Below are 265 nucleotides of genomic sequence, written 5' to 3' on the forward strand. Positions count from 1 at the left end.
GTCGGGCATCAGCCGCTGGTCTTCACCGCACAGGCTGGCATCGCCGCTGGCCCAGCAGTGGGCACCGAAGTTCAGCGTGCCGTTGGCCAGCCGCTCAAGCCTGGCCGGGTTCTGCAGCTTCCAGTCCTGGCCGCCGGTCTGTACATCGCCGCTGGCCAGGCGCCCGCGCCAGCTGCCCTGGTCCAGGGCGCCATCCAGGCCCAGGGCCAGTTTCAACAGCGGTCCTTGCAGGTCCAGTTGCAGTTTCTGTTTCTTGATGTCGCCC

General features: G+C 67.5%; 1 protein-coding gene. It reads right to left on the reverse strand.

What is annotated here, in order from left to right:
* On the reverse strand, positions 1-265 hold a 265-nt coding region (locus tag SB756_RS31030), incomplete at both ends, for a hypothetical protein (RefSeq protein ID WP_410913363.1).

This window comes from Pseudomonas sp. SIMBA_068 (genome assembly GCF_046534705.1).
Lineage (GTDB): Bacteria > Pseudomonadota > Gammaproteobacteria > Pseudomonadales > Pseudomonadaceae > Aquipseudomonas > Aquipseudomonas putida.